Origin of the sequence: Anaerostipes sp. MSJ-23 (assembly GCF_018918155.1) — a bacterium.
In the GTDB taxonomy this organism is placed as follows: Bacteria; Bacillota; Clostridia; order Lachnospirales; family Lachnospiraceae; genus Anaerostipes.
Window position 1 is genome coordinate 1 of record NZ_JAHLPY010000010.1, and the last position, 24,907, is coordinate 24,907.

The 24,907-nt window shown below is 34.9% G+C and carries 24 protein-coding genes, 2 tRNA genes, 1 other RNA gene and 1 pseudogene; 2 read left to right on the forward strand and 26 right to left on the reverse strand.

The features are described 5' to 3' along the window. Window positions 1-222: 222 nt before the first annotated feature. A complete protein-coding gene (locus KQI71_RS07620) occupies window positions 223-861 on the forward strand; it encodes a lactate utilization protein (RefSeq protein WP_216435322.1) in 639 nt (212 codons plus the stop codon). Between the two features lie 93 nt (window positions 862-954). Here KQI71_RS07620 and KQI71_RS07625 read toward each other — a convergent pair whose 3' ends face one another. The 20 genes and pseudogenes from KQI71_RS07625 to KQI71_RS12990 form a co-directional block, all read right to left on the reverse strand. Continuing rightward, window positions 955-1,338, reverse strand: a complete 384-nt coding sequence (locus tag KQI71_RS07625) for a hypothetical protein (RefSeq protein WP_216435323.1) — start codon at window positions 1,336-1,338, stop codon at window positions 955-957. A gap of 15 nt (window positions 1,339-1,353) precedes the next feature. After that, a complete protein-coding gene (locus KQI71_RS07630) occupies window positions 1,354-2,850 on the reverse strand; it encodes a L,D-transpeptidase family protein (protein WP_216435324.1) in 1,497 nt (498 codons plus the stop codon). Between the two features lie 183 nt (window positions 2,851-3,033). Further along, the gene (gene glyA / locus KQI71_RS07635; protein WP_216435325.1) at window positions 3,034-4,269 is read right to left on the reverse strand and encodes a serine hydroxymethyltransferase; all 1,236 of its coding nucleotides are present in this window, start codon (window positions 4,267-4,269) and stop codon (window positions 3,034-3,036) included. 37 nt (window positions 4,270-4,306) lie between these two features. Beyond that, window positions 4,307-4,777: an ACT domain-containing protein gene (locus KQI71_RS07640; protein ID WP_216435326.1), complete on the reverse strand. Its 471-nt coding sequence runs from the start codon at window positions 4,775-4,777 to the stop codon at window positions 4,307-4,309. A 2-nt stretch (window positions 4,778-4,779) separates the two neighbouring features. Then, window positions 4,780-6,582, reverse strand: coding sequence for an aspartate--tRNA ligase (aspS, locus tag KQI71_RS07645; protein WP_216435327.1), 1,803 nt, complete (start codon window positions 6,580-6,582; stop codon window positions 4,780-4,782). Between the two features lie 30 nt (window positions 6,583-6,612). Beyond that, complete coding sequence (locus tag KQI71_RS07650; protein ID WP_216435328.1) at window positions 6,613-7,137, reverse strand: flavin reductase family protein; 525 nt, start codon at window positions 7,135-7,137, stop codon at window positions 6,613-6,615. Window positions 7,138-7,164: 27 nt separating this feature from the next. Beyond that, window positions 7,165-8,406 carry a histidine--tRNA ligase gene (gene hisS / locus KQI71_RS07655; RefSeq protein ID WP_216435329.1) on the reverse strand — a complete coding sequence of 414 codons (1,242 nt, stop codon included), beginning with the start codon at window positions 8,404-8,406 and terminating at the stop codon, window positions 7,165-7,167. Further along, on the reverse strand, window positions 8,403-9,017 hold the full coding sequence (locus KQI71_RS07660; RefSeq protein ID WP_216435330.1) for an HD-GYP domain-containing protein: 615 nt from the start codon (window positions 9,015-9,017) through the stop codon (window positions 8,403-8,405). Before KQI71_RS07660 ends, hisS begins: the two co-directional genes overlap by 4 nt. A gap of 11 nt (window positions 9,018-9,028) precedes the next feature. Further along, window positions 9,029-10,465 carry a coproporphyrinogen dehydrogenase HemZ gene (gene hemZ, locus KQI71_RS07665; protein ID WP_216435331.1) on the reverse strand — a complete coding sequence of 479 codons (1,437 nt, stop codon included), beginning with the start codon at window positions 10,463-10,465 and terminating at the stop codon, window positions 9,029-9,031. Between the two features lie 3 nt (window positions 10,466-10,468). Next, window positions 10,469-11,119 carry an MBL fold metallo-hydrolase gene (locus tag KQI71_RS07670; RefSeq protein WP_216435332.1) on the reverse strand — a complete coding sequence of 217 codons (651 nt, stop codon included), beginning with the start codon at window positions 11,117-11,119 and terminating at the stop codon, window positions 10,469-10,471. Continuing rightward, the gene (locus KQI71_RS07675) at window positions 11,116-13,422 is read right to left on the reverse strand and encodes a RelA/SpoT family protein (protein ID WP_216435333.1); all 2,307 of its coding nucleotides are present in this window, start codon (window positions 13,420-13,422) and stop codon (window positions 11,116-11,118) included. Before KQI71_RS07675 ends, KQI71_RS07670 begins: the two co-directional genes overlap by 4 nt. Before the next feature lie 18 nt (window positions 13,423-13,440). Further along, window positions 13,441-13,863, reverse strand: a complete 423-nt coding sequence (locus KQI71_RS07680) for an aspartate carbamoyltransferase regulatory subunit (protein WP_216435334.1) — start codon at window positions 13,861-13,863, stop codon at window positions 13,441-13,443. After that, window positions 13,853-14,779, reverse strand: coding sequence for an aspartate carbamoyltransferase (gene pyrB, locus KQI71_RS07685; protein WP_216435335.1), 927 nt, complete (start codon window positions 14,777-14,779; stop codon window positions 13,853-13,855). The genes KQI71_RS07680 and pyrB overlap by 11 nt, the downstream gene beginning before the upstream one ends. A gap of 88 nt (window positions 14,780-14,867) precedes the next feature. Next, window positions 14,868-15,767, reverse strand: coding sequence for a DUF2156 domain-containing protein (locus KQI71_RS07690; protein ID WP_216435336.1), 900 nt, complete (start codon window positions 15,765-15,767; stop codon window positions 14,868-14,870). A 13-nt stretch (window positions 15,768-15,780) separates the two neighbouring features. After that, a complete protein-coding gene (locus KQI71_RS07695; protein WP_216435337.1) occupies window positions 15,781-16,194 on the reverse strand; it encodes a 23S rRNA (pseudouridine(1915)-N(3))-methyltransferase RlmH in 414 nt (137 codons plus the stop codon). After that, entirely contained in the window at window positions 16,191-16,826 is a 636-nt protein-coding gene (locus tag KQI71_RS07700; RefSeq protein ID WP_216435338.1) for a hypothetical protein, read from the reverse strand. Before KQI71_RS07700 ends, KQI71_RS07695 begins: the two co-directional genes overlap by 4 nt. Before the next feature lie 151 nt (window positions 16,827-16,977). Further along, complete coding sequence (locus KQI71_RS07705) at window positions 16,978-18,318, reverse strand: MATE family efflux transporter (RefSeq protein WP_216435339.1); 1,341 nt, start codon at window positions 18,316-18,318, stop codon at window positions 16,978-16,980. A gap of 111 nt (window positions 18,319-18,429) precedes the next feature. Continuing rightward, window positions 18,430-18,502: transfer RNA gene (locus KQI71_RS07710), tRNA-Arg, on the reverse strand. Between the two features lie 72 nt (window positions 18,503-18,574). Beyond that, a tRNA-Leu gene (locus KQI71_RS07715) sits at window positions 18,575-18,658 on the reverse strand. A gap of 174 nt (window positions 18,659-18,832) precedes the next feature. Further along, window positions 18,833-19,896: pseudogene (locus KQI71_RS12990) on the reverse strand (uracil-xanthine permease family protein). Between the two features lie 135 nt (window positions 19,897-20,031). Here KQI71_RS12990 and KQI71_RS07725 point away from each other — a divergent pair. After that, complete coding sequence (locus KQI71_RS07725; RefSeq protein WP_216435340.1) at window positions 20,032-20,445, forward strand: acyl-CoA thioesterase; 414 nt, start codon at window positions 20,032-20,034, stop codon at window positions 20,443-20,445. On the opposite strand, the gene rlmH is transcribed toward KQI71_RS07725, so the two are convergent. The 6 genes from rlmH to KQI71_RS07755 all read right to left on the reverse strand — a co-directional run bounded on the left by rlmH (window position 20,431) and on the right by KQI71_RS07755 (window position 24,896). Next, a complete protein-coding gene (gene rlmH, locus KQI71_RS07730) occupies window positions 20,431-20,877 on the reverse strand; it encodes a 23S rRNA (pseudouridine(1915)-N(3))-methyltransferase RlmH (protein WP_216435341.1) in 447 nt (148 codons plus the stop codon). The two genes, KQI71_RS07725 and rlmH, sit on opposite strands and share 15 nt — an antisense overlap. A gap of 61 nt (window positions 20,878-20,938) precedes the next feature. Then, window positions 20,939-21,115, reverse strand: a complete 177-nt coding sequence (locus KQI71_RS07735; protein WP_216435342.1) for a (2Fe-2S)-binding protein — start codon at window positions 21,113-21,115, stop codon at window positions 20,939-20,941. A gap of 45 nt (window positions 21,116-21,160) precedes the next feature. Beyond that, window positions 21,161-22,300, reverse strand: coding sequence for an AI-2E family transporter (locus KQI71_RS07740; protein ID WP_216435343.1), 1,140 nt, complete (start codon window positions 22,298-22,300; stop codon window positions 21,161-21,163). A 143-nt stretch (window positions 22,301-22,443) separates the two neighbouring features. Then, a non-coding RNA gene (gene ssrS / locus KQI71_RS07745) (6S RNA) lies at window positions 22,444-22,621 on the reverse strand. A gap of 62 nt (window positions 22,622-22,683) precedes the next feature. Beyond that, a complete protein-coding gene (locus KQI71_RS07750) occupies window positions 22,684-23,274 on the reverse strand; it encodes a DUF5662 family protein (protein WP_216435344.1) in 591 nt (196 codons plus the stop codon). A gap of 134 nt (window positions 23,275-23,408) precedes the next feature. Beyond that, complete coding sequence (locus KQI71_RS07755; RefSeq protein WP_216435345.1) at window positions 23,409-24,896, reverse strand: glutamate synthase subunit beta; 1,488 nt, start codon at window positions 24,894-24,896, stop codon at window positions 23,409-23,411. Window positions 24,897-24,907: the final 11 nt, after the last annotated feature.

A 24,907-nucleotide genomic window follows, 5' to 3' on the forward strand; every position in this document is an offset into this window, starting at 1 on the left:
TGGTTATGTTGGTATTGAATTAAGTGAAGTAAATAAAGTATAATATCCATGAGCATTGTCTCCTTTGTTGATAATGGTTTGTGGTGAATTCATTATACTTCAAAATGGAGGTCAATGCTTTTTTTATTTGCAAACCTCCAATAAATCAAGGTTTTAAAGATTTTTAGAACAATAAAAATGGGTAATATTTGACACTACCAATATTTTCTAGGAGGATAATTTATGATTTTAGAAAAAGCAAAGGAATTAAGAGCAGCAACCATCATTAAAAATCTTGAAAAAAGAAATATGACTGGTATTTACTGCAAAACCAAAGGAGATGCCCTGAAACAAGCTCTCGATTATATTGAAAAAGGATCTGTAGTCTCTTGGGGTGGCTCTATGAGCATTGAAGAAATTGGCCTAATGGATGCTGTTAAATCTGGAGATTATCAAGTCATTGACCGTTCTATTGCTAAAAATTATGAAGAACAAAGAGAAATTTTTTCTAAGGCTGTCTTATCTGATTATTATCTAATGAGTTCTAATGCAATTACGCTTGACGGAGAATTAATCAACATCGACGGAACTGGAAACCGTGTTGCATGCCTAAATTATGGTCCAAAAAATATTATTATGATCGTCGGAATGAACAAAGTTACAAACAATGTAGAAGACGGAATTGCAAGAGTCCGCAATATTGCTTCTCCACCAAATGCTCTCCGTCTTGATCTAAAAACTCCATGTTCCATAACTGGACGTTGCCAAGATTGTTACGGAGATTCTTGTATCTGTAGCCAAATTGTTATCACACGCCGTCAGAGTGCTGCCATGAGAGGCCGCATTAAGGTCATTCTTGTCGGAGAATCGCTGGGTTATTAAACTAAATTTAAATACAAAAAACAGCAGGTAGCTGATATATTCCAAATTTATAGACATATATCCAATGCACACCTGCTGTTTTCTTATTCTTTTTTAACCTTCCTGATCCCACTCGCGAAATGCAATAAATTTTGTTTTCCATAGAAGCGAAAAGGCAGGGGTTAAAACCCACAAAAGATATCCTCTTTTTCCTTCAAAAAACGGAAGCTGAATAATTCCTACGAACTGCACCAGCAATAAAATCGCATAAAGAACAATTAATCCATATGCTACAGAATAGGATGGATACACATCCTGCCGAATCTTAGCACTAAAATAAAACCGATCCAATGTAAGAGAAAGTACGGATAGCACTGCCAAAATTATTTGAACAAGTTTCTGATCCCCACCAATTTGCCAGTAAACAAGAAATGCTCCTGCAAAAATTAAAATTTGAAGATACCATAACATTTTTTCTTGTTTTTCATATAAATCCATATCAAATCCTCATTTCTAATAATGAATAAATACCGGATCCCCGATCTTTGTTAAACGATATACGGAAGCTGCATTGGACAAGGTTAAATTAACACATCCATGGGATCCATTTGCTTTATAATAAGTTGGCGACCAGCGATTCCAGTCTCCTCTACTACTGTAATGATATCCAGTTCCTGTCCACATAATTCTTGTCCAGTATTTTGTCGGAACACTATAATCTGCACCAGTCAAGGTCTTCGTTAATTTCTTTTCTTTGATATCATAAACACCAGTTCTTGTAATACGATCCGGAGTCGCTTTTCCTGTAATACAAGTACAACTAAACACAAGTTTTCCTTTTTTATAAATAAATACTTCCTGTGCAGATAAATCTACTTCACTATAATTTTGGGTATCCCAGTCATTTTGTTTCTTTGCGAAATCCATACGATATCCTTTGTGACTGTATACTGGTTTTAAAAATGTTGTCAATGCTTTTTGTTTGTCTGCAGATGGATTCTTTTCATAAGCTTCAATTGCACTTGCCTGTGGCGTTGTCTTTAGTGCTTTCATTACCTGCTTGATTACTTTATCATAATCAATTCTCCAGCCATAATCTCCACCGCTGACTTTGATTTTCTTTCCAGAATGAGTCTTAAATGTTCTTGCAATTCCCTGTGTCTTATACTTTAAGCAGAATTTTTCCAGCCATTTTTCTACAGCTTTTTTATCCAAAGACACTTTAAGATTCTTTGTATCTACTTTAATACACGCTTGAAGATCTTCTGGAGACATTGTTTCTTTCACATTTTTACCCATATCCCATTCAATCCAATGCAGCAAATATTGATTATAAGTTTCCTGCATTTTTTTAAGAGAATCCTGATCTTTCCGAAGCCCCGGCTGTTTGTAAACATCAGAATAATTCTTTGCATCTGTAACATCCATTGTAGAAGATAATTTTTCAACCGCTGTTCCAATTGCTTTTGCAAACGCATCCTGATTTAAGATATTTCCCTCTACTTCTTCTTTAATTACTCCATATTTCTTCTTTGCGGAATAAACAATGGTTGCATCTTCTGGCTGAATTAACTGATAACCATTCTTTCCAGTTACAAGATCTGAAGTTTTCACAAGATTTTTTACATTTTTTGTAGAATAAGAAATCAGATTTCCTGTTTTTGTATTCGTCTTATTTCCAAAAGAAACCAAAACACTGGAATTATGCTGATCATTATAAGCCTCTTTGATCATATTTTCTCCACTTAAGTGAAGACCAATATCTTTTCCAGTCAGCGTCATATTTCCATGATTTCTTGCTTTAATCTTTAACTGGTAGGAGTCTACTTTTTTCTGAATTTCTTTGACGGATTCTTCATAGGTCATCCCTGAAACATCTACCTGGCCAATCTTACTTCCTGGATACCATCGCCCAGAATAATGAATATGTACTCCAGCAGCAGCTGCTGCTACTGCAACGACGATGACGCCACCTGCAATCATCAGTCCCTTTTTCTTATCTATTTTCATGAAAATCCTCCAATTTATAAAAATACATTTATTGCCGATAGACCCTATTCTATCGCATATTGACTAGTATTTCAACAATTTCGAAAAATCTTCCCTGAAATTGCAAAAAAAGAAGAGATACCCGACACAAAAGTTTTTTGTGTCGGAATTATCTCTTTTAACCAACTTAAAATAATATGTATTCTATTCGTATAATGGATATTTATCTGTTAATCCTTTTACTAAAGCTGCTGCTTCATCCAGATTTTTATCTAATAATGTTAGACGAATTGCTTTCGCGATTGTCTTCATATCATCTTCTTTTAATCCTCTTGTTGTAACTGCAGGAGTCCCAAGACGAAGTCCTGATGTTACAAATGGAGATTTTGGATCATTCGGTACTGTATTTTTATTACATGTAATATGAACAGAATCCAAAACTTTTTCTGCTTCTTTTCCTGTCAAACCATATTTCTTTAAATCTACCAACATTAAGTGATTATCCGTTCCACCAGATACAATATCAAATCCTTCTTCTATCAAAGCTTTTGCTAATGTATCTGCATTTTTTACAACCTGTTTCATATAATCTTTAAATTCTGGCTGCAATGCTTCTTTGAAAGATACTGCTTTTGCTGCGATTACATGCATTAAAGGTCCACCCTGGATTCCAGGGAAAATTGCTTTATTAAAGTTGTATTTTTCATTTACTTCGTTGCTGCACATAATCATTCCGCCACGAGGTCCTCTTAATGTTTTATGTGTAGTCGTTGTTGTTACATGTGCATAAGGAATTGGGCTCTGATGAAGTCCTGCTGCTACTAGTCCTGCAATATGTGCCATATCAACCATTAAAACAGCACCAACTTTATCTGCAATCTCACGGAAACGTTTAAAGTCAATAGCTCTTGCATAAGCACTTGCTCCTGCAATGATCATTTTTGGTTTGCATTCCAGTGCGATTCTTTCTACTTCATCATAATCGATGTATCCTTCATCATTAACTCCATAAGGTACGCAATGATAATTTTTTCCTGACATATTTACAGGGCTTCCATGTGTTAAATGTCCACCATGATCAAGACTCATTCCCATATAAGTATCTCCGACATTTAATACAGCAAAAAATACTGCCATATTTGCCTGAGCTCCAGAATGTGGCTGTACATTTACATATTCACATCCAAATAATTTTTTGGCACGTTCTCTTGCCAGATTTTCTACGACATCAACGTATTCACATCCACCATAATAACGTTTTCCTGGATATCCTTCTGCATATTTATTTGTCAGATGACTTCCCATTGCTGCCATAACTGCTTTGGAAACAAGGTTCTCAGAAGCAATCAGTTCTAGATTACTTCTCTGTCTTGTAAGTTCATCCTCCATTGCTGCTGCTATTTCGCTGTCATAATTTTTTACTTCGCTAAAATCAAACATGCTACTTTTTTCTCCTCCATTGCTGCTTTTTGTTATTTTACTCCTGGAATTGTTCTTTTAACGCTTCCACTGCGCGTTCTACGCGACTTTCCTTGATCAATACTGTAATTTTGATCTCAGATGTATAAATCATTTTAATATTGATTCCTTTATTATATAATGCTTCAAACATTTTTGAAGCTGCTCCGGAATTTGACATCATTCCAGCTCCGACAATCGATACAATTCCTACTTCTTTATCACATACGATTTCATGATAATCTTGCTCTGCAAATGCTTCTTTTAAAGTATCAACTGCTTTTTCTGCATCTTCTTGTGCAACGACAAAAGAAATATCTTTTTCATCTCCACGTCCAATCGACTGAAGAATCAGTTCTACATTTAATTTCTTTTCTGCAATTGCTCCAAACACTTTTGCAGCAATTCCTGGCTGATTTTTAATTCCTTTGATGGCAATCAGTGCAACATCAGCGTTCGACTGCACACCACTGAATAACATTTTTTCCATGTCTATTTTTCCTCCTCATCTTTGTCTTTTGCAAGCTCAATACCAAGCTCTTCTAATTGTAATTTATCCACTTCCCCAGGAGCTTCTGTCATCAGACAAGATGCATCTTTTACTTTCGGGAATGCGATCACATCACGAATGCTATCCTCTCCTGTCAACCACATCACGAGACGGTCAAGTCCATAAGCCAATCCTGCATGTGGTGGAACTCCAAATCGAAATGCATCCAACAGGAATCCAAACCGTTCATGTGCATCCTCTTTTGTAAATCCAAGAGCTTCAAACATTTTTTCCTGGATATCATTCTGATGAATTCTTATAGATCCTCCACCAAGTTCTGTTCCATTTAATACGATATCATATGCCTTTGCACGAACTTTCCCTGGATCTGTATCAATCATTTCAATATCTTCTTCAAATGGCATAGTAAATGGATGATGCATTGCTGTATAACGATTTTGCTCATCACTCCACTCAAGTAATGGGAATTCTGTTACCCACAAGAAATTGAATAAAGATTCATCAATCATATCATATTGTTTTGCAATATGAATCCTTAAATTTCCGAGAACATCGAAGACAATTTTATCACGGTCAGCTGCAAATAAAAGCAAATCTCCTGCCTGGCCATCCATTGCCTTGATTAAGGCATCCATTTCTTCTTCTTTCATGAATTTAGCAAAAGAAGATTTCACACTTCCATCATTCTTTAACTGAATATAAGCCAGACCTTTAGCCCCGAAATCTTTGGCATAATCAACAAATCCATCAATTTTTTTACGTCCGAGATCTCCAAGACCTTTTGCATTTAATCCACGAACAGATCCGCCATTTTCCAATGCTCCTTTAAAGACCATAAAGTCACATCCTGCTACGGTATCTGATACATTAACAAGTTCCATTCCAAATCTTGTATCTGGTTTATCAGATCCAAAACGATCCATAGCTTCTTTGTAAGTTAGACGTTTCATTGGAATCTGAACATCAATATCAAGAATTTCCTTAAAGACTTTCTTTAAAAGACGTTCATTTACATCAATAACATCGTCGACATCTACAAATGAAAGTTCCATATCAACCTGTGTAAATTCTGGCTGTCGATCTGCACGAAGATCTTCATCACGAAAACATTTAGCAATTTGATAGTAACGATCAAATCCAGAACACATCAGAAGCTGTTTATAAAGCTGCGGAGACTGTGGAAGTCCATAAAAACTTCCTGGATGCACACGGCTTGGTACAAGATAGTCTCTAGCCCCTTCTGGTGTGCTTTTTCCAAGAACTGGTGTTTCAATTTCAATAAATCCTTCATCTGCTAGAAAATTTCTAATAATTCTTGCAACTTTATTTCTTGTAATTAAATTTTTCTGAAGGTTTGGTCTTCGAAGATCCAGATAACGATATTTTAATCGAAGTTCATCCTTTACTGTTTTTTCTGCATCAATTGGAAACGGTGGTGTATCAGACTCAGAAAGTACTCTTAATGTATGTACTTTAACTTCAATATCCCCCGTTTTTAAATTTTCATTAATGGCTGCGCTTCTTTTTTGAACAGTTCCTACCGCTGCAACAACATATTCACTTCGAAGTGTATTCGCTTTTTCATAATCTTCTTCTGATAAAGTTTCCTGATCAAAAACCAGCTGTAAAAGTCCAGAACGATCTCTCAAATCGACAAAGATTAGACTCCCTAAATTTCTTCTTTTCTGTACCCATCCCATAACAGTCACTTCTGTTCCTACAAGCTGATTGCTTACTTCTGTACATCGATGGGATCTGGCTAAACCTGACATTGATTCTGCCATGATAGTTCCTCCTTCATATTTTTTTGTAATTTATGCATCCTGCTTTACGAGAATCTGCTCAATCTCCGCTACATAAAGAACATGATAATCTTTATTCGGATACCACTCATCATCCAGTTGTTTAAAAGCATCCACAAATCCTTCCGGCTTCATCGGCTGTGCAAATAATTTTCTACAAATCAACACGATCTTTGCTTCTTCAAAAAATGGAATCCCATTTGCGTCGGTTGGCGTAAGTCTCGTTTTAGAAATTTTATCTTCATCACGTCCGGAAACGCTTCCAAGATAACTTAAATCCTTTTTAAATGTATCATCATAAAATGATAAAGTGAATGTATCGGATGAGTCAATAAACTCTTTTGTATAACGTTGTGGACGAATCACTGTCACTGCAACATTCTTTCCCCACATAACACCAAATCCACCCCAGGAAGCAGTCATTGTATTTACTTTCCCTTCTGGATTTTTTGCGGTTACAAGCATCCATTCTTTTCCTACCAGGCGAAATACGCTCTGATCAAAATCTTCTGGTGCCACGATTGCATACTCACTCATTAAGTTTCCTCCTTTTCAGGTTTCATTCTATAAATAGTCTTTTATATGGTCAAGTGAAACTTCTGTATTTTCTCCTGTTTCCATATTCTTTAAATGTCCTTGTCTGCTTTTTAATTCATCTTCACCGATGATAATCGTATTTTTTGCATGAAGCTTATTTGCATATTTCATCTGTGCTTTCACACTTCTTCCAAGGTAGTCTGTTTCTACAACAAAGCCATCCATACGAAGATTTGTTACAATCTCGTAGGCTTTTGCCTTTGCTTCTTCTCCAAGAATTCCAACATAAAGATCCAGATCTCTACTGCAAGGAAGTTCTACGCCCTCTTCTTCCAAGAAATATAGAATTCTTTCTACACCCATTCCAAATCCAACAGATGGCATAGAAACTTTTCCGTCAATTTCATGAACTAAATTATCATAGCGTCCACCGCCACATAAAGTAAACCCATCTTCATTTACAAACTCAAAAACAGTCTTTGTATAGTAATCTAACCCACGTACAATTTCTGTATCTACTTCATATGGAATATTTAAACTTTCCAGCATATTTTTCAAAGTTTCAAAATGCTCTCTGCATTCATCATCTAGAAAATCAATGGTTCTTGGCGCATCTTTTACAATTTCCTTACAATCAGGAACCTTACAATCAATCACACGCAATGGATTTTTTACCATACGCTCTCTACAAGTTGGACATAAATGATCTTCATGTTCTTTTAAGTATGCCAACAATGCCTGATTATATTTTTCTCTACATTTCGAACATCCAATACTGTTAATATGAAGTTTTGCATCTTTTAATCCGATTTTCTTAATAAATGCGGAAACAAGTGTAATTAGTTCCACTTCTGCAAGAGGACTTTCTGCTCCCACAAATTCTACTCCAAACTGATGATGCTGTCTTAATCTTCCACTTTGAGGTTTTTCATAACGAAAAGCTGGTGTAATATAAAACATCTTAATTGGCTGAGGATCATTTTGCATTCCATGTTCCAGATATGCACGGATCGCTCCCGCAGTTCCTTCTGGTTTCAAGGAAATACTTCTGTTCCCTTTATCTTGAAATGTATACATTTCTTTTTGTACAACATCTGTTGTTTCTCCAACACCTCGCTGAAAAAGTTCTGTGTGTTCAAATACTGGTGTGATAATTTCATGAATATTAAACGACGCACAAAGATCCTTAAAAATATGTTCTAAATAAGTGCGCTGATCCATTTCCTTTCCAAACCAGTCTTTTGTACCTCTTGGTGCCTGTGTGATCATGTTTCTTCCTCCTCTATCTCATCCAGATTGGCTTTTTCAATGACTTCTTTCATACTGTCAGAAAATGCCACTCTCTGAAATGCTAAAAATACTTTCATATCAAAATTTTTCACATCATCAATGATGATGTCCAGTGCTGTCTCTACATCAAAAGCCTCCCGATAATCTCTATTAGAGATCAGTGCTCCAAATACGTCACAAACATGCATGATGCGTGCGGCTAACGGAATATTTTTTCCTTTTAGATTATGTGGGTAACCAGTCCCGTCATAATTTTCATGGTGATATAAAACAGCGTCTAAAACAGTCTGATTATATCCATACTCTACAAGAATGGCGTATCCAATAGACGGATGCATTCTCATATATCTGGTCTCATCAACGGCAAGTATCTCCTCTTCTTTTTCATTCATATAAAAATTCAAGCGAACTTTTCCAAGATCATGTAATAATCCTGCAACTGCCAAATCATGGCAGATATCATCATCTAGTTGCAGTTCACGACCGACCAGATAAGCAAGATTACTGACAACAATTCCATGACTGAGTGTATCGATAATTCCTGCCTGAATCGGTGTCTCTATATCTGCTCTCCCATAGCTGACTGCCATAAAAACTTCTCCTATTTTCCGTCAATTGCTAATTCTTTTCTATGAATCATTTCCTCTATTCGTTGCGTATACTGAAAAATATCCTTCAGATTTTCAACTCTCTGAAAAGAATTTTTCTCTTGATGCATGATCTTTGATGAAGTTCCTGCACCAACTGCTATAATATCATGTAATTCCTCCATAATCAAAATATTATAGAGACATTCTTTCTTTTTTTTCGAAAAACCTACATTTTCAAGATTGCCAGGAATGTTTTTTTGCCGATATAAATAATATGGTTCCATTTCCATGGAACGAGCACATGCATGAGCATAAGAAATCATCTGCGGAGTCGCTCCATAATGAAACAATTCCTTGATCTGATTAAACTTGGAAGAACGTTTCACAGCAAGTGCATGAACCGTCAAACTATCAGGATCTAATTTCTTAATTTCCTCATAAGTTCTTTTTAGCTCATCCATACCTTCTTCCGGTAATCCACAAATCGTATCCATATTAATATTATCAAGCCCAGCTTCTCTCGCCATAAAAAACTTTTCTCTGACATCTTTTACAGAATGCTCTCTTCCAATCAGATGAAGTGTCTTATCATTCATTGTTTGTGGATTAATACTAATCCTAGTGACTCCATATTTTGCAAGAATTTGAAATTTTTCCTGGCTTAGACTATCTGGACGTCCGGCTTCTACTGTCACTTCCAATAGATCTTTAAATGGAAATTTCTGATTTAGCTCATCTAACAAATAGGCAAGTTCCTTCTCCGGAAGTGCTGTTGGAGTACCACCACCGATATAAATCGTTTGAAGCTTTTTCTTCGAAAATCTTTTCTTAACAAAATCAAGTTCCAACAAGAGAGCCTTTAAATATTCTCCAACCTGATCTTTAAATTTTTCAATTGGATAAGACGCAAAAGAACAATACATACAAGTGGTTGGACAAAAAGGAATTCCAACATATAAGCTATATCCTTCTTTATAAGGAAATCTAGATAACAACACTTGTTCTTTTGAAACAACTTCTGTACAAAGACTCGCTTTTTCTTCTGAAGCTAAGTAATCTTTTTGAAATTCCTCCATGATTTCCAGATTCGTTTTTCCATGTTCATATCCATCAAATACAATCTTCGTCGGACGAATTCCAGTCAATGTTCCCCAAGGTAATTTTTTCCTTGAAGCTTTGGAAAAGAGATGATACACTGCCCGTTTCATTGGATTTTTAAATATTTTTTTATTCTTATAATCCCCCAAAATCTCTTCTTTGTCAAGAAAGTTTTCTTTTTCATATAATCTTAGGGTCACTTTTTCCTTCTCATAAAAAACTTCCAGGATAAAATCATAGATAGAACTAACGGAATCCGTTAGTTCTATCTTTTCTCCAATAAAAAACGCCAATATTAAACTTCGAATATCATATTCATAAATTGTCTCGTTTTGAATTAATCCTATCATTGCCTATACTAAAAACGGATTACTCCGTTTTTCTTCTCCAATCGTTGTCGGTGGTGTGTGCCCTGAAAAAACTTTTGTCTCTGGCGGAAGGACAAATAATTTTTCACGAATTCCTTTTAAAAGTGCATCAAAATTTCCTGTCGGAAAATCAGTTCTTCCAATACTCATTTGAAATAAAGTATCGCCTGAAATCAGCCATCCACATTCTTCAAAATAATAGCAGACTCCGCCCTTCGTATGTCCTGGAACATGGATACATCGAATTTTTGTCCCAATTAGCTCAATAATATCTCCATCTTTTACAAGGCGATTTGCTTGCATGGAAAGTGTAAGTCCCATCATCGATGACAAATTTAATTCTGGATTTTGAAGCACTTCTACTTCATCTTCTTGAAGGTAAACCTGGAGATGAGGAGTTTCTTCTATTAAATATGGTAATGCCATAATATGATCAAAATGTCCATGAGTCAAACACACTGCAGTAAGTCTCGCATCTTCTTTTTCTAACAAATCTGTGATTCTTTCTCCCTGATCTCCTGGATCAAATACAACGGCCTCTTTTATATCTTTATTAATCACAATATAACAATGCGTCTGCATCTGTCCAAGACAGATACTAATTAATTTAAATGAACCATGTCTTTCTTCTATCATCCTGCTGTCCTTTCTATGTCAATGACACCTTCGATGCCTCTGATCTTTGTAATAATACGGTTTAACTGACTGACTCCCGTAATATCAAAAGACATACTTAAGGTTGCCCTTCCTTTTTTGTTATTGGATACATTAATCGTAATAATATCAATATCAAGTTCCAAAAAGATTTTAGAAACATCTGCCAGAAGTCCTTTCCGGTTATTTGCATAAATATTAATTTCTGTCGTGTACTTCTGATTTGTCTCTTCTTCACTAACCTGCCATTCTGCCTCAATCAGTCTGGCTCTGTCATGTTCTGACATATTTAATAAATTAACACAATCTGTCCGGTGAATAGAAATTCCTCTTCCCCTTGTAATAAATCCAACAATCTCATCTCCCGGCACTGGATTGCAGCATTTTGAAAAACGAACCGCTACATCATGCACACCTTTTACAATAATGCCGCCTTTTCCCTTTCCTTGCTGTCCTTTCTCATCTTTTCCCTTTTCTGAAGTATTTTCTGAAGTTTTAGAAATTTTAGAAAGAACCTGTTCATCTGTAATTACTTTCTTCTGATGCTTGCGATCTTCATCCAGCATCTTATTAATAACCTGTCCTTCTTTTAATCCTCCATGCCCAACTGCTGCGCAAACAGAATCCCAATCTTTAAAACCATATTTCAACTGAACTTTTTTGAGATATTCTGGTTTCATCAACTTTGAAAGATTAATCACTTTACTCTTACAATATTTTTCAAGTAATTCTTTTCCACGAACAATATTTTCTTCCTTAAACTGATGTTTAAACCATTGATTGATTTTACTTCTGGCCTGCGTAGTCTTTACAATATTTAACCAATCACGACTTGGTCCATTCGAATTCTGTGAAGTAATAATTTCTACACGATCTCCGTTTTGAAGCTTATATTCAAACGGTACCTGCTTTCCATTTACTCGAGCTCCTACCATTTTATTACCAACAGCACTGTGGATAGAATATGCAAAATCAATTGGGGTCGAACCATTGGCAAGATTTTTTACATCTCCATTTGGCGTAAAACAATATACCTGTTCTGCAAAAAGATCTAGATTTGTCTTTAAAAGACTTAAAAATTCTTTATTGTCATCCATATCTCTTTGCCATTCTAAAATTTCACGCAGCCAACTTAACTTTTCTTCTTCTTTATTAAGACCTGGTGTATTTTTATTTTCTTTATATTTCCAATGAGCGGCAATACCATATTCTGCCACACGATGCATTTCAAATGTACGAATTTGAATTTCAAATGGATGTCCTTCTGGCCCAATTAGTGTTGTATGCAGAGACTGATACATATTTGGCTTTGGCATAGCAATATAATCTTTAAATCTTCCAGGAATTGGTTTATACATTTCATGAATAATTCCAAGAGCTGCATAACAATCTTTTACCGTATCGACTTTAATACGAACTGCAAAAAGATCATAAATCTGATCAATCGTTTTATGTTGATTTACCATCTTTTTATAAATACTAAAGAAATGTTTGACACGACCATCAATTTCAGCCTTAATTCCGGCACGGTCAATGTGTCCCTTTACTTCATCTACGATTTCCTTAATAAATGCTTCTCGTTCCTCTTTTCCGGAATTCAAGGAATGTTCTAATTCTTCATAAACTTCTGGTTTTAAATATTTTAAAGCTAAATCATCCAATTCTACTTTAATTTTTGAAATACCAAGACGATGTGCAATTGGTGCATAAATGTCCATGGTTTCTCTTGATTTTTCTTTTTGTTTTTCTGGTCGCATAAACTGCATTGTACGCATGTTATGCAATCGGTCTGCAAGCTTGATCAAAATAACACGGATATCTTTCGCCATAGCAAGAAACATTTTTCGTAAATTCTCAGCCTGCACTTCAATCTTATCTTTTGAATAACTTAACTGTCCAAGTTTTGTAACACCATCAACCAAAAGGGCAACTTCTTCTCCAAATTGACTGACAATATCTTCATAGGTAACATCTGTATCTTCTACAACATCATGGAGCAGGCCCGCCATTATCGTTTCTTTATCAAGTTCCAGTTCCGCCAGGATGATGGCAACGCAAATCGGATGAATAATATATGGCTCTCCAGACTTTCTCTTCTGCCCATCATGCGCTTTATATGCCACATCGTATGCCCGCTTTACACATGTAATATCTTTATCATCATAAATTTTTTCCATAGTTTGCAGTAACTGTTCTTTAAGCTTCTCTGGCGGAGTAAAGCTTTCTGGGTTACTGATATCCTTTTTTACACGGTTTATACTTGTTGTTTTATTTTCCTGTTCCATGAAGTACCTCTTTATATTTTAGTTTTTCTTTAACTTTGATTCACAGTAAATACAACGGTAAACTTGATTTTCCCTGTCAGTAAGTTTAAAAATATGATCAATTTCTTGCTCTACAGATGTAATACATCTTGGATTTTTACATTTTGCAATATTTTTGATCATTTTCGGAAGTTCTACTTTATGCTTTGATTCTACTTTCCCATTTTCAATGACACAAACCGTAATCTCCGGATCAATATATCCGAGAACATCAAAATTCACTTCAAAATTGTCAGAAATTTTAATAATGTCTTTTTTTCCCATTTTGCTGCTTTTTACATTTTTAATGATTGCAACACTGCAGTCCAGTTGATCTAATTCCAAACTCTTATAAATATCCATTCCACGTCCTGCCGTAATATGATCTAGAACGATTCCATTTTTAATACTATCAATGTTCATCTGCACTTACCCCCAGTAAATCCATAATCAATGCCATTCTGACATGTTTCCCATTTAATGTCTGTTTAAAATAACATGCTCTTGGATCTTTATCTACCTTTACCGAAATCTCATTTACACGAGGAAGTGGATGCAAAATTGAAAGATCCTTTTTCGCAGTTTTTAATTTATCTGTATCAAGAATATAACTATCTTTCAAACGAATATAATCAGCCTCATTAAAGAAACGTTCCCTTTGAACACGTGTCATATAGATGACATCCAATTCCGGCATAACATCTTCCATTTTCTGCACCTGTCGGAAAAGAATTCCTTTTTTCTCAAAGACATCTTTTTTCAAATATTCTGGGATCTGTAATTCTTCTGGTGAAATCATGATATAATTGATATTTTCATATCTTGATAAAGCTTTGATTAAAGAATGTACTGTACGTCCAAATTTCAAATCGCCACAAAAACCGATCGTAAAATTATTAAGGCGTCCTTTTTCTCTTCGAATAGTAAGTAAATCAGTCAATGTCTGTGTTGGATGATTATGACCACCATCTCCAGCATTGATAATTGGAATATCTACAAACTGAGATGCAACATAAGGTGCACCTTCTTTCGGGTGTCGCATTGCGATAATATCTGCATAACATGCTACAACCCTTGCTGTATCGGCAACGCTTTCTCCCTTTGATGCAGAAGATGAATCCGCAGAAGAAAAACCAAGTACGCTGCCTCCTAATTCAAGCATTGCTGCTTCAAAGCTAAGTCTCGTTCTTGTACTTGGTTCAAAAAATAATGTAGCAAGTTTTTTATGCTTACACACTTCCTGATACTTTTCCGGGTTTTCGGCAATATCATCTGCGCGATCTAATAATCGGTCGATATCCTCCACGCTTAGGTCCATTGGATCAATCAAGTGTCTCATAGTTACTTCCTCCTAAAAATCATACGTTACTCTGAGAGTATATTTTTATTCTACATTTTTAGACACCTAGTGTCAATTCATTTGGTCATTATTTTATAGTATCCGATTTCATTCGAAGGAAACCTTTTTCAAGCATAAACGCTGGTCGATAAGACATTTTTGCCTTTCTAAGACCCTCTTCTCCCAGATCCTCTTCACGATTTACATATTGATATCCTTCCATCTCATGAAGTACAAATTGTTGGTTAATCATCGGATAAGCTCCTTGAATATCCGGAAAGGCCTTTTCAATATGAACTACAAATGTATCTTTATTTAATGCAGGTTCTCCAAGTGATAATCCTACAATTTTCCCATCAGCTCTTAAAATTCCACCAGAAAGCCCAAGTTCCTTATAATAAATCAAACTGTTTTTCGATACACAGATTTCTTCATGTTTTTCCAAATCTTGTGGATCACAATTTTGTATTTTCCATTCCATCAACATAGCCAATGCTTCCAACTGATTTTCATCATTCAGTTTTTCATAAGACCATTCATGATTTTCTTTAAATCGATTGATATGATTACGTTTTCCATGAAGCTTCTTACCTTTCAGCGTTGCCAGTTTTTCTCTTTCATAAACATAATCTGCTTCATCACGGTCATATTTTACTGTAAAAATATCTCCAAACATCTCTATCATCTGTTCTTCCATTTTATGGGTAATTCCGTGCATAATAAATGGAATCTTTTTTTCTTTACAGTATTCCATTATCTGTTCAATCGCTTTTTTCTTATTTCCATTTCCCATAGGAAAACAAAAAGAAGTCCCTTCCTCATCAGTCTTTGCTATAAAAGTTTCTTCTACAATTGCATATTGGCAGGAATAAAACTGATTCCACAAAATAATATTTGATGAATTAAAATCACAGCTTCTTGTTGAATCCTGTGTCAGATAATAATCCATTTCTTTTTTGCTTTCCAATGTTGGTGTCTTAAACTCCATACGATGCTGCTCCTTACTTGTGATATGGTTGATGATTTATAATCCGGTAAGCTCGGTAAATCTGTTCCAGCAATACAACTGCTGTCAAAGAATAATTCATAGAAAAAGAAGATAGATGAAATAAAGTTCCCTCTGGTTTTTCATTATCAATAAAATCACCGATAAAAAAGGTGATAACAGAGATTCCCTGAACAGACATTTTCTGAATGCGATCAGCAAATGCCGGGCTTGTCAAGCTCTCTTTTCCAGGTACAATATAAAAAACATTCTGTGCTTCTTTTTCATATTTCTTCATTTGTTTTTCATTCTTTATATATTTAATAGAAACATTTGCATAAGCCTGCAATCGTTTCAGATATTCATCCATAGCTTTCTTATACATCGGTTGTGCCTTTTTTTGAAAAAGGTAAATATAAAATTTCATCATGATATCTGACTACCTTTCAAAAATTTTTCCAATTTTTTATCAGATTTCTTTGCCTTTTCATAATCTCGACTGACCTTAGCAATCAATTCTTTCGTTTCACGATTGCTAAGACTTTCTTCTTTGGCGGCTGTAATTTCTTCCGGTTCACGATTTTCATTATTATAAAGAAAAAAAGAATTTCCTTTTTCTTCTACGCCATAAACGGATAACCCTGGAGCCGGAGTAGAAATCCCCTTAATCTTAAGTTCATATGTAACATATACAATATAAGATTGATTGTTTGGTCCTTCTTCCACCCGATAAGAAAGATTCTGATATTTTTCTACATACTGCTGGAATTTTTTCTGTTGTTTTTTTAACATTTGAAAATCTTGCGTTACTTTTTTCAAATTTTCTCTATCATTCTTTTGTATCCATTGATAATAATCAGACATAAAAGCTTGTACTTTTTTCCTTTTTTCCTGCTGTTCTTTCTCTCTTTGATCTTCTTGTGTCTGCTTTCTGGATATTTTTTCATTCGTAATCTTTTTTGCATACAGTAAATCTAGTTTTAAATAAGCAGATACACAGACTGCTAAAAACAAGATCCAACTAGATACAAGGATGATAACCGTTGATTTTTTCAACTTCAAAACAGTCCTCCAGTTTTTATAATACAGTATTTCTTTGGATTTCATTATATTATACCATCTTTAACGTTAAAGGCAAAGAAAATCAGAAAAAACGCTAAAATCTTTAAATTTATCATGATTTTAGCGTTTTTATAAATAATAATAAAGTTTTCTATAGTTTTTCTTTTCTTCCAATAATGTTTCTATATAAAAAAATCGAAACAATCGCGGTTATAATTTCTGCAACCCAAAAAGCATTCCATACACCGATAGCCCCCATAATACGACTTAAAATGTAAGCTGCAGGGAGAATCACAACAACGTATCTTAGCAAAGAAACAATAAAAGAAGGACCTCCTTCACTAAGTGCCTCAAATGCTCCTGCACTTGTTACAGAAACTGCTGAAGCAAGGAATCCAATACTGATGAATCGTAATGCTTCTATACCAAGCTGTACGGTTTTCGGATTTTTTGTAAACATATTCATTAAACTTTGTGGAATTCCCATACAAAGAATTGTTCCAATAGCCATAATACCTAAAATAATAAACAAAGAAGTTCGATATATTTTTCCAACTCTCTTATATTCTCTAGCTCCATAATTATAACTAATCAGTGGCCTCATGCCCTGAACAAGTCCATTGGCAGTCATGTAAAGAAATGTCTGCAGTTTATAATAAATTCCAAGAACAACGATATATGTCTGTGAAAAAGAAGCTAAAATTCCATTTAATGCGGAAACAAGAACTGATGGAAGTGCCATATTGAGCGTTGCAGGTATTCCAACAGAGTAAAGACGAATCCATAAATCTTTTTCTGGTTTCAGATATTTTCTTGATAATTGTACATTTAATGGATATTTTACATAAATAATCAAATAAATAATTAAGGTAGAACACTGCCCAATCACTGTCGCAACGGCAGCACCTTCAATTCCCAAAACAGGAAAAGGTCCAAATCCAAAAATTAAAATCGGATCAAGAATAATATTAATCATACATCCACATAACAAACTTGCCATCGTCACCATCATCTTTCCAACGGATTGGAATATTTTTTCAAATGTAATCTCTGATGTCACAACGACAGAAAAAATAAGAACAATATTAGAATATTTTAATCCAAGGTGAATTAATGCTTCATTTTGTGTAAAGATTCTCAAAAAAGATGGCATAAAGAGAAGGCCTAAAATCATTAAAATAATTCCATGAATTATATTTAAAAACAATCCTTGAGTGGCAGCTTTATTTGCTTTTTCTTTGTTCTGCGCTCCCAAAAAAATTGCAATAACAGCATTTACTCCAACACCAAAGCCAACGCCAATGGATGTAATCAAATTTTGTAAAGGATATACCAAAGACAAAGCTGTCATGGCATCCTCACTAATCTTTGCGACAAAAATACTATCAACGATATTGTACAGCGAATTAACAAACATTGATAGAATCATCGGCAACGCCATCGACATTAATAATGGAAAAACAGGTTTTTCTTTCATATAAATTTGATCCATATAATAATACCTCCAAAAATTTAAAAAATAAAAAAGACTATAGATTCTTCTATCTCTGTCCTGTTTAAAATCAGAAACAGAAAAATCTATAGTCTCTCAGACAATATAAACTGCACCAGGCGGGAGTCGAACCCGCGGCCAACAGCTTCGGAGGCTGCCACTCTATCCACTGAGTTACTGGTACTTGTATTTTATTGTTATTAAAAAAATTTCATTAAATAAAAAGATAATCCATGGTTATCCACGGATTATAAAATGCCGATGGTGGGACTCGAACCCACACGTCCATAAGAACAACAGATTTTGAGTCTGTCTCGTCTGCCAGTTCCGACACATCGGCGTATCCAATTATTTTTTCGACCTCAGATATAATACCATTAAATAACATAACTGTCAACAAAAAAATAAAATTTTATTATTTTTATTTTTTAAAAGTACAATTGATGTGATATCCTCCTTACAAAAAACGGTATCACATCATTGACTCATATACATATATTTAAATGATTCACTATTAAGATTTTTTAGGCAGCACCAAACTAAGAATCAAGGATACTACAAAAACTCCTGCTACTGCATTCCCATTAAAGATATCTCCAACTTCTTTTGGAAACATTGAAAAAAAGTTTCCAGATGTCTGTGTAAGACCCACTCCAATACAAAACGCTAAAGATACAATAACCATCGTACGATCATCAAATTCACATTCCTTTAACATTTTAATTCATACATAATTGATCCAAACATCATAACAGTGCACCCACCTAAAACTGCCTGCGGAATCGAATAATGCCCCAAGTGGTGGAAACAAAGAAGCCAAAATTAAAATCAGAGCCCCCATTAGAATCGTAAAACGGTTGATTACCCCCGTCATTGTGACAAGGCCAACATTTTGACTAAATGATGTTAATGGGAGGCATCCAAAACAGGCAGAAATCGCACTAGAAAACCCATCTACTGCCAAAGATCCCTGTAATTCTTCCATTTTAATATCACGCTTTAATGCGCCTGTACAAACAGCAGTTGTTGCACCGGTCGTTTCTGCTGCCGATACAAGGAATACGATCGCAATTGTAAAAAAAGCTCCAATATTAAATATCGGCTTATGATTCGCAAGAAATACTAGTTTTGGAATGCTAAAAACTCCAACTTGCTGAATTGTTTTCGAAATTCCGGAAAAATTAACTAAAGGAGCTATTCCCGTTACTGTAAAAACAATAGAAAGCAAATATCCAAGTACCAAACCGACTAAAACATTTAAGTTTTTATAAATGCCTTTTAGCAAATATCTAGATACTAAACAAATAAAATTTTCCAGATGGGATATAACTGAAGGCATGTACCAATCCCTGCGACAAACATCGCACATTGAAGTATCTGCGTAATTTCTGCAGAAGTTAAATGATTATTAGTCCCACGTACAAAAGCCGCACTACATACAATCAATACTGGGGCAAGATTTGATACAAACATTGCCAGTACATGCTGCAAGCCAAATGGAATCGCCTTTGATAAAGGAACTCTTCCATTCAGCCTATAAATATTTTCTACACTGACATGATCTTTTTGATTTTTCATTTTAAAATCCTTTCCTTTTTCTTATTTTTTACTTTGTCATTTTTTGTAAGTAAATACAACTGCAGAGATTTCCTATAATTTTTGACATTCAAAGAAAAAAGAATTAAAATGAAAAATCTAAGGAGGCCTTTATTTATGGAACATATTTCAAAAATTGAAGTTCGTTATGCAGAAACCGATCAAATGGGAATTGCACATCACAGCAATTATCCCATTTGGTTCGAGGTAGCGAGAACCGATTTTATCAAAGCTGCAGGGATTTCTTATACCAATGTGGAAAAAGAAGGAATTATTTTACCGTTAACCAGTTTGGAATGCAAATATAAAAAAGCAGCTTTTTACGAAGATCAACTAGAAATCCATGCTAAACTTACAAAATTAACTCCAGTACGTGTAGAATTTACTTATCATGTAACTAGAGGAGATGATCTAATCGCTGTTGGAAAAACCGGACACGGAATGGTAAGTAAAGATCTACATCCGATTAATGTAAAAAAAGAACATCCAGATCTTTACCAAATGTTTTCATCTGTATTAGAGACGGCTTAACTGCTCAGTTAAAATGACTCTCATCAACTGATGAGGAAATGTCATCTGACTGAAGCTTAATTTCAGATTAGAACGAGATACAACTTGTTTGGAAAGTCCTAAAGAACCACCAATGATAAATGTGACACATGGAATCGACTGTCGTTTCCACTGTGTCCATTTTTTTACAAAACTTTCGCTAGAAAGAGGTGTACCTTCAATACAAAGTACGACTATTAGACTTTCTTCAGGAATTTTTGCAAGAATTCTTTTTCCTTCTAATTCTTTAATTTTCATATTTTCTTTTTCCCCGGCATGATCTGGTGTCTGTTCATCTGCAAGTTCAATTACTTCAAATGAATACTTTTTTTGAATCTCTTTCGCATATGTATCCATCAACTCTCTTAAATAACCTTCTTTTAATTTTCCAACACAAATGATCTGTATTTTCATAATATTCTTTTTCCTCCTTAAAGAAAAAAACTGTTACAGTTCCCTGCAACAGTTCTTATTGTTATCCTTTTAATTCGCTGAGCAAATCTTCAATCTCATCGATACACGCTCCACAAATCGTTCCTGCTCCTGTTAAATCTTTAACCGCATCAATTGTTGTCGCACCTTCTTCATAAGCATCCATAATCTGTCCTACCGTAACATCTAGACATGGGCAAATAATTTGTTCTCGATCCATCCTAATACCTCCTTTCCAAAGGTATTATTCTCATTTTTTTCTGCTCTATACACTGTTGATTATTTTTTCAAGATTTTTCTTTTGAATTTGTTTATTTACAATTTCCGTCAGTATCTGATATAAAACAGAACAAAATGGAATGCTAAAAATCATTCCAACAATTCCAGCAATATTTCCGCCAATTGTAACAGCCACAAGTACCCAAATCGATGGAAGACCTACAGAATTTCCAACAACATGTGGATAGATAACATTTCCTTCAAACTGCTGCACAACAACAAACATAATTAGAAATACTATGGATTGTTTCCAGGCTACTGTAAGAATTAAGAAAAAACCTACCCAACATCCAATAAATCCTCCGATAATCGGAACCAATGAAGTTACTCCAATAAATACTGCAATTAAAATTGCATATGGAATTTTAAGAAATTTCATAGATACAAAAATTAACATTCCAAGAATAAATGCTTCCAGACATTGACCAGATAAGAAATTAGAAAATGCCTGGTTAGAAAGTCTTCCAATTCTTATCATATATTTTACAATTCTCTGAGGTATAAAAGCAAAAAGCAGCTTTTTCACCTGATGAGAAAGTTTTTCTTTTTGAAGCAATGCATTCAATGCAAAAACAAAACCCAATGCAAAATTTATGACAACTTGAACCGCCGTAGAAATGACACTAACTGTCGAATTTAAAATGCTTGTCGCCCATGTTTGCAAAAAATCCATAATCTCACCAGAAATTTTATTCCAATCCATATCAATCTCCGCAATATATTTATGTACTGTTGGATATTTTTCAGAAGTTGTATCTAAAAACTTTTGCAATGTATTTATGGAATCTGGAATATTATTCGACAACTTATAAAGAGTTCCCGCAAGTTCCGGAATAATTAATCCACAAACTAAAATAATCACACCCAAAATACAAACTAGTGCCGAAATTAAACTAAAAGCTCTTTTCCCCTTTTTTAATTTCCCAAAAACTTTATTTTCAAAAAAGCGCATAGGAACGTTAATAATAAAAGCTAAACATCCGCCTAAAATAAATGGAAAAGCTACGGATGAAGCATAAAAAAATCCATGTGCTACATATTGCAAATGATTTAGGGCAAAATAAAGGACAATGCCAAATGTAATCAAAATAAATGGTTTCTTATCATGCTCTTTAAAAAATTTCATTTGTATCTCCTTTTTTATATATTCAAATATCCCCTGACATCCTTCTGCCATCTGTCAAAGGCTTTTTTTGAAATCAAATTAAAATTCCAAAAGAAAATATTGAAAGGGAGCCCTGCTATGCAGTCTCCCTTTTTTCTCTTTAGTTACGCCCAGAATGCCGGTCTCGCAATTTTGACGCCTAGCAGAGCTAGGTGGGTTTTCTCGACAAACCTTCTGCCGTCCCCGCCAAAATGAGGGCGTGACATCCAGTTTGTTATATGAAATCCCTTGATAAATAAATGTAGGTTCAAAATAGCAAGTTATCGTACACCCCAGGTCGTATTTCATTTATACCTATTATACGTTAAGTATGCATCTTTTTCAAGTCACTTATGCAGAAAATTCTACTTTATATGAATCGTATTCGTTTTTTCAAACGGAGAAATCTTATCATAACCGCTAATATCTCGCTTTAAATCGGCTTTTAAATAACGAAATGTATAATCTTCTCCTTTTTTTGCATACATGACAAGAAGCCTTGTGAGGTATTTTCTCGATGCATCATTCATGATGGATCCACCGATTCCATGTTCAAAATATTTTAAAGGATCTTCTTTTTTAAACTTCTTTCCATTATAAATCTTACCGGCACTAATTCGGTCTACAAACATTTCTGCCATATACTTTTTCGGGATCTTCATGCCTACTAAACCCTTTTTGGAAGGATCCAAACTATAATCAATCCAGTATTCAAAATGATGCTTGTTCCTTCCTTTATGATGAAGCCATGCCATGGATACTCCTTTTTTGAGACGTTCCCTGTTATTTGGGCTTGCCGTTCCTTGATAATAGATCACCCCTGGAATAAATTCCGTCGGAGAATATTTTGACATATCATGCATAATACCTTGATAATAAAGTCCGAGTCGAAAACATCCTTTGGCAACCAATAGTTTATGTTTTGTAATTGTCTTAAAATGTCCAAGAATATTCATTCACACACTGCTCCTAAATTTTAATTCCTTCAACTTCTATTATCATAGCAAAAACTTCGGCTAATGAAAAGCCTATTTTTTGACAAAAAACAGTATTTCGGTCAAAAAGCCCGAAATACTGCTATAAATTTTTCTTATAAATTTGTATAACCCATTAGCTGATAATCAACTTCTCTTGCCGCATCTCTTCCTTCGCGGATTGCCCATACCACAAGAGACTGTCCTCTATGCATATCTCCTGCAACAAAAACATTTTTTACATTCGTTGCAAATTTTCCAGGTTCTGTCGCTACATTTGTTCTTTCGGTTACTTTTACACCAAAGGCATCTGTTACATAAGATTCACTGCCAAGGAATCCCGCTGCAATTAATACCAGATCTGCAGGTACTTCTTTTTCAGATCCTGCAACCGGAACCATAGCCATTCTTCCTGTTTTTTCGTCCTTCTTACTTTCTAAAGAAACAAGAACCGCCTTACAAACCTCTCCTTTTTTATTCATCTTAAACTCTTTTACAGTTGTCTGATAAATCCGTGGATCATGTCCAAAAACTGCAATTGCTTCTTCCTGACCATAATCTGTTTTGCAGATTCTAGGCCATTCTGGCCATGGATTATTCTCTGCTCTCTGATCCGGAAGCTTTGGCATCATTTCAAGCTGTGTGACACTCTTTGCTCCATGACGAATTGATGTTCCAACACAGTCATTTCCTGTATCACCACCACCAATAACAATCACATTTTTCCCTTTTGCAGAAATATATTTATGATCTTTCAAATCTGAATCTAACAAACTTTTTGTTGTTGATTTCAGAAAATCAACAGCAAAATAAATTCCTTTTGCTTCTCTTCCAGGAACTTCAATATTTCTTGGATGAGAAGAACCACAAGCAAGAATAACTGCATCATAATCTTTCTTTAATTGCTCAGGCTTGATATCCTTTCCAACATTTGTATTGGCCACAAAATGAATTCCTTCTTCTTCCATGATTTTTAATTTACGTTCAATGATATGTTTTTCCAGTTTCATATTTGGAATTCCATACATCAAAAGTCCGCCGAAACGATCTGAACGCTCATAAACTGTTACCTCATGTCCTCGCTTATTTAAAGAATTGGCTGCAGATAATCCAGATGGACCGGAACCAATCACTGCAATTTTCTTTCCCGTACGCGATTTTGGAGGCATTGCTTTTGCAAGTCCATTGGCATATCCATATTCAACAATACTTAATTCATTTTGCTTTGAGCAGACTGGATTTCCATCCAGTCCACATGTACATGCGTTTTCACAAAGAGCCGGGCAGACACGTCCTGTAAATTCAGGAAACGGATTTGTCTTTTTCAGTCTACGATATGCTTGTTTCCAATTTCCTGTACAAATTAGGTCATTCCATTCCGGAACAAGATTGTTTAACGGACATCCAGATGCCATTCCATTCAACAGCACTTGGCCGGACTGACAAAATGGTACTCCACAATCCATACATCTGGCTCCCTGTTTCTGTTGTTCTTCTTTTGAAAGAGGAACATGAAATTCATTAAAATGTTTAATTCGTTCTTTTGGAGATTCTGCTTTGGCATCTTCTCTTGCATATTCTAAAAATCCAGTTGGCTTTCCCATAGTTTCCTCCT